Source organism: Komagataeibacter sp. FXV3 (assembly GCF_015155755.1).
Taxonomy (GTDB): domain Bacteria; phylum Pseudomonadota; class Alphaproteobacteria; order Acetobacterales; family Acetobacteraceae; genus Komagataeibacter.
Map to the genome: position 1 here is coordinate 1 of NZ_VWPI01000089.1, position 10,282 is coordinate 10,282.

7 protein-coding genes and 1 pseudogene are annotated in these 10,282 nt (G+C 65.8%); all 8 read left to right on the forward strand.

Going from position 1 to position 10,282, the window contains the following annotated elements:
• Positions 1-998 (forward strand): glutamate--tRNA ligase (gene gltX / locus F1542_RS08690; RefSeq protein WP_193732685.1); only part of this gene is annotated, 998 nt, incomplete at its 5' end.
• Positions 991-1,956 carry an aspartate carbamoyltransferase catalytic subunit gene (locus tag F1542_RS08695; protein WP_193732686.1) on the forward strand — a complete coding sequence of 322 codons (966 nt, stop codon included), beginning with the start codon at positions 991-993 and terminating at the stop codon, positions 1,954-1,956. The genes gltX and F1542_RS08695, both read left to right, overlap by 8 nt.
• Positions 1,953-3,248: a dihydroorotase family protein gene (locus F1542_RS08700; protein WP_193732687.1), complete on the forward strand. Its 1,296-nt coding sequence runs from the start codon at positions 1,953-1,955 to the stop codon at positions 3,246-3,248. The genes F1542_RS08695 and F1542_RS08700 overlap by 4 nt, the downstream gene beginning before the upstream one ends.
• Complete coding sequence (plsY, locus tag F1542_RS08705; RefSeq protein WP_193732688.1) at positions 3,245-3,883, forward strand: glycerol-3-phosphate 1-O-acyltransferase PlsY; 639 nt, start codon at positions 3,245-3,247, stop codon at positions 3,881-3,883. The genes F1542_RS08700 and plsY overlap by 4 nt, the downstream gene beginning before the upstream one ends.
• Positions 3,880-5,055 (forward strand): DNA-processing protein DprA, encoded by a 1,176-nt coding sequence (dprA, locus tag F1542_RS08710; RefSeq protein ID WP_193732689.1) that lies wholly within the window; start codon positions 3,880-3,882, stop codon positions 5,053-5,055. The genes plsY and dprA overlap by 4 nt, the downstream gene beginning before the upstream one ends.
• A gap of 45 nt (positions 5,056-5,100) precedes the next feature.
• Positions 5,101-7,833, forward strand: a complete 2,733-nt coding sequence (gene topA / locus F1542_RS08715; RefSeq protein WP_193732690.1) for a type I DNA topoisomerase — start codon at positions 5,101-5,103, stop codon at positions 7,831-7,833.
• 32 nt (positions 7,834-7,865) lie between these two features.
• Entirely contained in the window at positions 7,866-10,082 is a 2,217-nt protein-coding gene (locus F1542_RS08720; RefSeq protein WP_193732691.1) for a ribonuclease R family protein, read from the forward strand.
• Positions 10,079-10,282, forward strand: a pseudogene (locus F1542_RS08725) (peptidase S41); the annotation flags it as partial. The gene F1542_RS08720 and the pseudogene F1542_RS08725, both read left to right, overlap by 4 nt.

Sequence of the window (10,282 nt, forward strand, 5' to 3'; positions counted from 1 at the left end):
CCCCCTATACCATCCGCATCAAGGCCCCGCGTGAGGGTGAGACCACCATCCATGACCTGGTGCAGGGCGACGTGCGCGTGGCCAATGCCGAACTTGATGACATGATCATCCTGCGCGCCGACGGCACCCCCGTCTACCAGCTTGCGGTGGTGGTGGATGACCATGACATGGACATCACCCACGTCATCCGCGGCGATGACCACCTGACCAACACCTTCCGCCAGGCCATGATCTATCGCGCCATGGGCTGGGATCTGCCGCATTTCGCGCATCTGCCGCTGATCCACGGGCCGGACGGGGCCAAGCTGTCCAAGCGGCACGGGGCGCAGTCGGTCGTGGAATTCCGGGAAATGGGCTACCTGCCCGAAGCCCTGAACAACTACCTGCTGCGCCTTGGCTGGGGCCACGGCGATGCCGAGATCCTGTCGCGGGAAGAACAGATCAAGCTGTTCGACCTTGATGGCGTGGGCCGTTCGCCCTCGCGCATGGATTACGCCAAGCTGCTGTACATCAACGGCGTATGGCTGCGTCAGGCCGATGACACGCGCCTGACCAATGACGTGATGGAGCGTCTGGGCAAGATGGAGGGGGTCGATACCTCCGACGCCACGCGGGCGAAGGTGCTGGCGCTTATGCCGGGGCTGAAGGAACGGGCGAAGACGCTGGTGGAACTGGCGGACAACGCTGCCTTCCTTGGCCGTTCGCTACCGCTTGAATTCACCCCCAAGGCCGAAAAGCAGCTGACGCCTGAAAACCGCGTCATGCTGGGCAGGTTGGCCGAAGCCCTGAAGGCGACCGGGCCGTTTGACAGGGAAGCCATCGACGCGACCCTGCGCCAGTTTGCCGAAACGCATGAAATGAAGCTGGGCAAGGTGGCGCAGCCCCTGCGCGCCGCCGTGACCGGCAGCACCATGTCACCCGGCATTGATGATACGCTGGCCGCCCTTGGCCGGGACGAGGTACTGGCGCGCATCAACGCGGTTGCCGCCCATGAGTGAGCGCGGCAGCCATGGCAGCAATGTCTTCCTGACCCACCCGGGCCGCCACCTGCTGGGCGTGCAGGGCATGCATCCCGTTCGGATCACGCCCATCCTTGATCTGGCGGAACATTACGCCCTGCTCAACCGGTCGCGCAAAACCCCGCGCGACCTGCTGCGCGGGCGCACGCTGATCAACCTGTTTTTCGAGGACAGCACCCGTACCCGCACCTCGTTCGAACTGGCGGGCAAGCGGCTGGGCGCGGACGTGGTGAACATGACGGTCGCCAGTTCCTCGGTCAACAAGGGGGAGACGCTGCTGGATACGGCCGCGACCCTGAACGCCATGCATACCGACCTGCTGGTCGTGCGTCATTCGCAGTCCGGCGCCCCCGCCCTGCTGGCGCAGAAGGTGCAGGCCAGCGTGGTCAATGCCGGTGACGGCACGCATGAACACCCGACACAGGCGCTGCTGGATGCGCTGACCATTCGCCGCCATTTCGGCGTGTTCGAAGGGCTGACCGTCGCCATCTGTGGCGATGTCAGCCATAGCCGTGTCGCACGGTCCAACATCCACCTGCTGACCGCCATGGGTTGCCAGGTGCGCGTTGTAGGACCGCCGACCCTGGTGCCCGGTGCAATCGGGGCGCTGGGGGTCAGCATCCACCACACGATGGAAGACGGACTGCGCGGGGTGGACGTGGTGATGATGCTGCGCGTGCAGCGCGAGCGCATGAAGGGCACGCAGGTGCCCAGCGCGCGTGAATATTTCCGTTTCTACGGGCTGGATAACAAGCGTCTGGCGCTGGCGAAGCCGCATGCGCTGGTCATGCATCCCGGCCCGATGAACCGGGGCGTGGAAATTGATAGCCGTGTTGCCGATTCCGACCAGAGCGTGATCCGCGAACAGGTGGAAATGGGGGTTGCCGTGCGCATGGCGGTTCTGGACATCCTCTCACGCGGGGGAGATGGCGCATGAAGCCGGTCCTGTTTGAAAACGTCCGCCTGATCGATCCCGCAAGCGCCCTTGACCGTCCCGGCCGCCTGCTGGTGCATGGCGGCGTGATTGCCGGCACCGACCTGCCGCAGGCCGAAGGCGCGCCGGAAGGGGCCGAGGTTGTTGATGGCGGTGGCCAGCTTGTGCTGTGCCCCGGCCTGGTGGACATGCGGGTGACGATTGGCGAACCCGGCTATGAATACCGTGAAACGGTGCTGTCCGCCGCAAAGGCCGCGGTGGCCGGTGGCATCACCACCATCGCCGTGCTGCCCAATACCAGCCCGACCATAGACAACCCCGCCCTTGCCCGCCTGCTGCGCGCGCGCGGCGTGGAAACGGGCATGATCGACATCCTACCCTATGGCGCGCTGACGCGGGAATGCGCGGGCACGGAAATGGCGGAAATCGGCCTGCTGGCCGAAGCAGGCGCCATTGCCTTTACCGACGGTCCCCGCGCCATTGCCGACAGCCGGACCATGCGGCAGATGCTGACCTATGCCCGGGGGTTCGACGCGCTGATCGTCCAGCACCCCGAAGACCCGTCACTGGCGCGCGGGGGCTGTGCGACCGATGGCGAACTGGCGACCCGCCTTGGCCTGCCGGGCATTCCTGCGGCGGCGGAGGCGATCCTGATCGCACGTGACCTCCGCCTTGCACGCATGACGGGCGGGCGGCTGCATTTTGGCCATGTCTCCACCGCCGAGGGGCTGGACCTGATCCGCGCGGCCAAGGCCGATGGCATCAGGGTGACATGCGATACCGCGCCACCGTATTTCGACCTGAATGAAACCGTGATCGGGGACTTCCGCACCTATGCCAAGCTGTCGCCGCCACTGCGTGCGGAAGCGGACCGGCAGGCGGTGTGCGCGGCGCTGGCCGATGGCACGATCGATGCCATCGCGTCCGACCACATGCCATGCGACGCGGATGACAAGCGCCAGCCCTTTGCCATGGCCGCCGCCGGGGGAACGGGACTGTGCACGCTGCTGGCCGTAACCCTGGCGCAGGTACATGCAGGCAATATCGGCATGATGGACGCCCTGGGCCTGCTGACCCATCGGCCTGCTGGCGTGCTGCGCAGCGGGGCCGGGACACTGGCCGTGGGCCAGCCTGCCGACCTGTGCCTGTTCAACCCCGATACGGGCTGGATCGTGCGGGCAGGCGAACTGCCGGGCAAGGCCCAGAATACCCCCTTTGACGGCCGCGCGCTGGAAGGCCGCGTGCTGGGCACATGGAAGAACGGACGACGCGTCTTCGGGGCCGCCGCCGCATGATATACGGCATCCCCACCTATGACATGCCGCTTATGGCGGCGGTCGCGTTCCTGTCCTACCTGATCGGCAGCATTCCCTTCGGGCTGGTGCTGACGGCGCTGTCGGGCAATGGGGACATCCGCAAGATCGGGTCGGGCAATATCGGGGCCACCAATGTGCTGCGCACCGGGCGCAAGGGGCTGGCGGCGGGCACGCTGGCGCTGGATGGCACGAAGGGGGCATTCGCGGTTTTCTGCGCCTTCGTGCTGTGTCCGTTCCATACGCTGGCCGCCGAATCCCTTGCCGCCATCTTTGCCGTGGCGGGACACTGCTTTCCCGTGTGGCTGAAATTCCGTGGCGGCAAGGGGGTCGCGACCGGTCTGGGCTGCATACTGGCGCTCATGCCCGGCGTGGGCTTATGCTGCTGCGCGCTGTGGCTGATCTTCGCCAGGGTCACGCGCATTTCATCAGCGGGCGCGATCATTGCCTTTGCGGCGCTGCCGCTGCTCATGATCCGGCCGGGACGGATCGACTTTTCTTCCCCCGCCTATGTCGCGGGCTGCCTGATCGCGGTGATGATCCTGATCCGCCATCATGCCAATATCACCCGCCTGCTGAAGGGCACGGAACCAAGGATCGGCCAGAAAAGCGCATGAGCGTGCCCGATGCCGAAACGGTGCTGGCCTGCCTGCGGCTGGCGCGGACGGACGGCATCGGCCCGGTCAGCTACCGCCGCCTGGTCCGCACGCATGGCAGCGTACATGCCGCACTCGACATGCTGGAACGCGGGGCTACCCGCATAAGCCGCAGCGTCGGCCCGGTCTGCCCGCGTGATGAAGCATTGCGCGAAATCGACCGCCTGCAGGCCATGGGCGCGCACCTGCTGGTGCAGGGGCAACCCGGCTATCCGCCCCTGCTGGCTGGCCTGCATGACGCGCCGCCGGTCCTGAGCGTGCTGGGTAACCCGGCGCTGCTGGCGAATCGCATGGTTGGTATCGTGGGGGGGCGCAATGCGTCATCGGGCGGGATCCGCATGGCGGAAAGCCTGGCCGCATTGCTGGCCGCCCACGGCGTGGACACCGTATCGGGGCTGGCGCGCGGGATCGATGCTGCCGCCCATCGCGGCGCCATGACGGCGGGCCGCACGGTGGCGGCCATTGCGGGGGGACTGGACTGCCCCTATCCGCCTGAACATGCCGCCCTGCAGGACCAGATCGCGCGCACTGGCGCGGTTGTAACCGAAGCGCCATTGGGCACGGTACCACAGGCACGGCATTTCCCGCGTCGCAACCGGTTGATCGCGGGTCTGGGGCTGGGTTGCGTCGTGATCGAGGCGGCACTGCGTTCAGGCAGCCTGATTACCGCCCGCATGGCGCTGGAATATGACCGCACCATATTTGCCGTGCCAGGATCGCCGCTGGATCCGCGCTGCCATGGCAGCAACGACCTGTTGCGCCAAGGCGCTGTGCTGACGGAAAACGAACGCGATATCCTGCGTGAACTCCCTGAATTCGTGGAAGAAACCACACTGTTTCCCCTGCAGGCGCCACCATCCGTTGCCGCGGCGCGTGATGTCGCCCCACGTCATGAATCCCGCCCACGGGCTATGCCCGCGCCACCGCCTGCCGCCCCCCCGGCGGGGACGGGTGACCTTCATGAAATGATAGAGGGTTTTCTATCTTTCACGCCATCACCTGTTGACGATCTTGTACGGCGCTGCCAGTTCTCGACAGCAGCAGTCCTGACCGTCCTGTCGGAAATGGAGATTGCGGGCACGATCGAATTCCTTGCGGGGGATATGGTCGTGCGGCGTCCACCCCCCGCCTGACAGCCGGGATTATACAAGGTTTTAGAATCGTGATCCGGAGACAGAATGACTGACGTCGTGGTGGTCGAATCGCCAGCCAAGGCGAAAACGATCAATAAGTATCTGGGTGATAACTACACGGTTCTTGCCTCGTTCGGGCACGTGCGCGACCTGCCGCCCAAGGATGGCAGCGTCAGGCCCGACGAAGGCTTTGCCATGGTGTGGGAAACCGACGAGCGCGGCAGCCGCCAGATCGCGGCCATCGCCAAGGCGCTGCGTGGGGCCAAGCACCTCTACCTCGCCACTGACCCTGACCGTGAGGGGGAAGCCATTTCGTGGCACGTGCGTGCGATCCTGGAGGAGAAGAACCTCCTCAAGGGGATCGACGTGCAGCGCGTCACCTTCAATGAAATCACCAAAAGCGCCATCAAGACCGCGATGGCGCACCCGCGCGGGCTCGATTTCCCGCTGATCGAGGCATACCTTGCCCGGCGCGCGCTGGACTACCTCGTGGGGTTCACGCTGTCGCCGGTGCTGTGGCGCAAGCTGCCCGGATCACGCAGCGCGGGCCGCGTGCAGTCGGTCGCCCTGCGCCTGATCTGTGAGCGCGAGGCGGAGATCGAGGTCTTCAAGCCGCGCGAATACTGGTCGGTCATCGCCCGCATGACCACGCCGGGCGGGGCTGCGTTTTCCGCGCGCCTGACCCATCTGGACGGGCACAAGCTGGACCAGTTCGACCTGAACAACGAAGCCCGCGCCATGGACGCCAGGGCGGCAGTGGAAGCAGGCGACTTCAGCGTTGATAAGGTTGAACGCCGCAAGGTCCGACGCAACCCGCCGCCGCCCTTCACCACATCGACCATGCAGCAGGAAGCATCGCGCAAGCTGGGCATGGGCGCGCAGGTGGCCATGCGTACGGCCCAGCAGTTGTACGAAGGCATTGATATCGGTGGTGAGACGGTCGGCCTGATCACCTACATGCGAACCGACGGCGTGCAGATGGCGGGCGAGGCCATCAGCGCCATCCGCAGCCATATCGGCCACAGCTTTGGCGAGCAGTACGTGCCCGAAAAGGCCCGTATGTATTCCACCAAGGCCAAGAACGCGCAGGAAGCGCATGAAGCCATCCGCCCGACCGACGTGCGCCGCACGCCCGCGGACATGGCGCGCTACCTCTCACCCGAACAGAAGAAGCTGTATGACCTGGTGTGGAAGCGCTCGGTCGCCAGCCAGATGCAGTCGGCCGAACTCGATCAGGTGGCGGTCGATATCGTGGACCGCCAGCAGCGCGTGACCCTGCGCGCCACCGGGTCCATGATCGCATTCGACGGTTTCCTGCGCCTGTACAGCGAAGGTCGCGACGATTCCCCCGCCAAGGCGGATGATGACCAGGACCGCATGCTGCCCGCCATGAAGGAACGCGACGCCATCGGGCGGGGCGAGGTCGCGGCGGAACAGCACTTCACCCAGCCGCCGCCACGTTATTCGGAAGCATCGCTGGTGAAGAAGATGGAGGAAATCGGCATTGGCCGCCCCTCCACCTACGCTTCCATCCTGACCGTGCTGCGCGACCGCAACTATGTGCAGCTGGAAAACCGGCGATTCGTGCCCGAGGATCGCGGGCGGCTGGTTACGGCCTTCCTCACGTCCTTCTTTGAACGCTATGTCGATACGCAGTTCACGGCAGGGCTGGAGGAACAGCTTGATGACATTTCCGGCGGGCGCGCCAACTGGCGCGATGTCATGTCCGCGTTCTGGTCCGATTTCTCCCACGCGGTGGACCAGACCAAGGACCTGAAGATATCCGACGTCATCACGGCGCTCGATGCGGACCTTGCCCCCTATTTCTTCCCGCAGCGCGAGGACGGCCAGGACCCGCGCGTGTGCACTGCCTGCGGTACGGGGCGTCTGGGGCTGAAGCTGGGGCGTTATGGCGCGTTCATTGGCTGTTCCAACTATCCCACATGCCAGTACACCCGCAAACTGGTGGTTGACCCGTCAAAGGAAGGCGAGGACGCGGCATCACTGAAGGACGGCATGCGCGTGCTGGGCAATGCCCCCACGGGGGAGGAAGTGACCGTACGCCGTGGTCCGTGGGGGCTGTATGTGCAGCAGGGCGAACCCGACCCCGAGGACAAGAAGGCCAAGCCGAAGCGCGCCACCATCCCGCGCGGGCTGGATGGCGACAAGATTACGCTGGAACAGGCCGTGGGCCTGCTGTCCCTGCCGCGCATCGTGGGCATCCACCCCGAACTGGGTGAGCCGATCGAGGCTGGTCTGGGCCGCTTCGGGCCGTATGTGAAAATGGGTGCGGTGTATGGGTCGCTGGACAAGGATGATGATGTCCTGACCGTGGGCCTGAACCGCGCGGTGGACGCGCTGGCGAAGAAACTGGCCTCCATCCGCACCATTGGTCCCCACCCCAAGGATGGCGAGCCGGTCATGGTGCGCAAGGGCCGCTTTGGTCCCTATGTGCAGCATGGTTCGATCGTGGCGACCGTGCCGCGTGGTCAGGACATGAATGATGTCACGATGGACGAAGCGCTGACGCTGCTGACCGAAAAGGGCAAGCCGCTGAAGGCCAAGGGTAAGAAGGCGACCACCACCCGCAAGCCCGCCGCCCGCAAGACAAAGGCCAAGGCGGCGGAAGGCGAGGAAGCCGCGCCCAAAAAGGCCGCGCCAAAGAAAAAGGCAGCACCCAAAAAGACGGCAGCCAAGCCGGCCACCAAGACGACCACGCGCAAGACCACGACCCGCAAGAAGGCCACCCCGGCCAAGACCGAAAGCGAGAGCGACTGATCATGAAACGGCAGCGTCCAGCAACTTCCGAGATGCCGGACCCCCTGCCCACGGGCACGCCACAGGCCCGTGCGGGCGGACTGCCGGATCGTGAACAGCTTCGCGCGTTTATCGAAAACGCAACCGGGCGGATCGGCAAGCGCGAGATCAGCCGGGAATTCGGGCTGGGCCCCGAACACAAACAGGCCCTGCGCCAGATGCTGCGCGACATGGCGCTGGATGGCACGCTGGCGCCCGCGGGCGCGCGGCGCTTCCGCGTTTCGGACCGGCTGCCTGAATCCATGGTCGTGCAGGTGACCGGCACGGATTCGGATGGCGACCCCATCGCGCGGCCCGTGCAGTGGGATGGGGAAGGCAGCGCGCCGGTCGTCTTCATGCATCCCGAACTACGTGGCCGGGCCGCCCTGGCACCGGGTGAACGCGTGGTCGCCCGCCTGCGCCGTATCGGACCGGGCAAGTATGAAGGCCGCACGCTGCGCCGCCTGACCGATGCGCCGATGCAGGTCGTGGGCCTGTTCCGCACCCTGGATACGACCGATCCCATGGCGTCCGCACCTGCCCGCTATCGCCCGGCGGGCATCCTGACCCCGGCCGACCGGCGTGCGAAGGCGCAATGGGTCATTCCCATGGGTGAGGACGCGGATACGCCCGATAACGAAATCGTCATCGCCACCCCCCTGCCCCAGTCCGGACCGGGGCTGCATCCCGCGCGGATCATCGAACGCCTTGGCCCGCAGGGGGACGCCCGGACCATAAGCATGATCGCGGTGGCCATGCTGGGAATTCCGCATGTCTTCCCCGCCGAGGCACTGGCGCAGGCCAAGGCCGCCCGTGGCGTGGCGGCCCAGGGCCGCACCGACCTGCGTGACATGCCGCTGGTCACAATAGACGGCGCGGATGCACGGGATTTTGATGACGCGGTCTATGCCGAACCTGATGGCGAGGGTTTCCGCATTACCGTCGCCATCGCGGATGTCGCATGGTACGTGCGCCCGAACAGCGCACTGGACCGGGAAGCACGGCTGCGGGGCAATTCGGTCTACTTTCCCGACCGGGTCATTCCCATGCTGCCCGAGGATCTGTCCAACGGATGGTGTTCGCTGCGACCGGGGGAAGACCGGGGCTGCATTTTCGTCACCATGGATGTGGCCGCCAGCGGCGCCATCAGCAACGCCCGATTCGGGCGCGGCATCATGCGCAGCGCCGCCCGCCTGACCTATGAACAGGTGCAGGCCGCGCGTGACGGTGTGCCCGATGCCATCATCGCTGCCCTGCCCGAAGGGTTGCTGGACAGCCTGTTCGGGGCATGGCGGTGCCTGTCCGCGGCACGGGCGCAACGTGGCACGCTGGACCTTGAACTGCCCGAACGGCTGGTGCGTCTGGATGACCATGGACAGATTGCAGCCATCCAGCCGCGCATCCGCCTCGACAGCCACCGTCTGGTCGAGGAATTCATGATCGCGGCCAATGTCGCCGCCGCACGCTGTCTGGAGGGACGGCATCTGCCCTGCCTGTACCGGATCCACGCGCCCCCCACGCCCGAACGGCTGGAAAGCCTGCGCCGCACGCTGGGCACGATGGGACTGAAACTGCCGCCGGTGGGCAGCCTGCGCGCCGCCGACCTTGACCACGTACTGCGGCAGGTGCGCGATACGGATCAGGCCGGGCTGGTGAACGAACTGATCCTGCGTGCGCAGAACCAGGCGGAATACAGCCCCGAACCGGTCGGGCATTTTGGCCTGTCCCTTGCGGCCTATGCCCATTTCACCAGTCCGATCCGCCGTTATGCCGACCTGCTGACCCACCGCGCCCTGCTAGTGGCCATCGGGCTGGAACCCGGCCCCGCCCCCAGCCATGACGAACTGGAGGAAGCCGGGCTTGCCATAACCCGCACCGAACGCCGCGCGGCACAGGCCGAACGCGAAACGCTGGAACGCTACGCCGCCACATGGTTGTACGCCCGCGTGGGCACGGTCATGGACGCGCATATATCCAGCCTGTCGCGATTCGGCATTTTCACCGTACTGGATGCAACCGGCACCTCCGCACTGCTGCCCATGTCTGCCCTGCCGGAAGATCAGTGGCATCATGACGAAAAAACGCAGACATTGAGCGGACGCGATACGACCACGGTATTCCGCCCCGGTCAGGCCCTGCGCGTACGGATAGAAGAAGCATGCGCCATCCGGGGGACAGTCCTGCTGGCACTGCCCGACACCCCGCCCATCCACCGCAGGCGGCGGACATGAAACGCTGCCGGTTTCCGGTCATCATCCTGCGTCCGCAGTCCAGGGGGCCGGAGAGCATGGGCACGTGGCGCCGCCGCATCTTCACGCTGGGGCATATCCCACGCGATACCATCGTCCTGCTGCTGGTCATTGTCCGGCTGACCACGGCCGCCTGTGCCGATGACATGCCCACGACCCCGCGCACCCCCACCTGTCTCTTA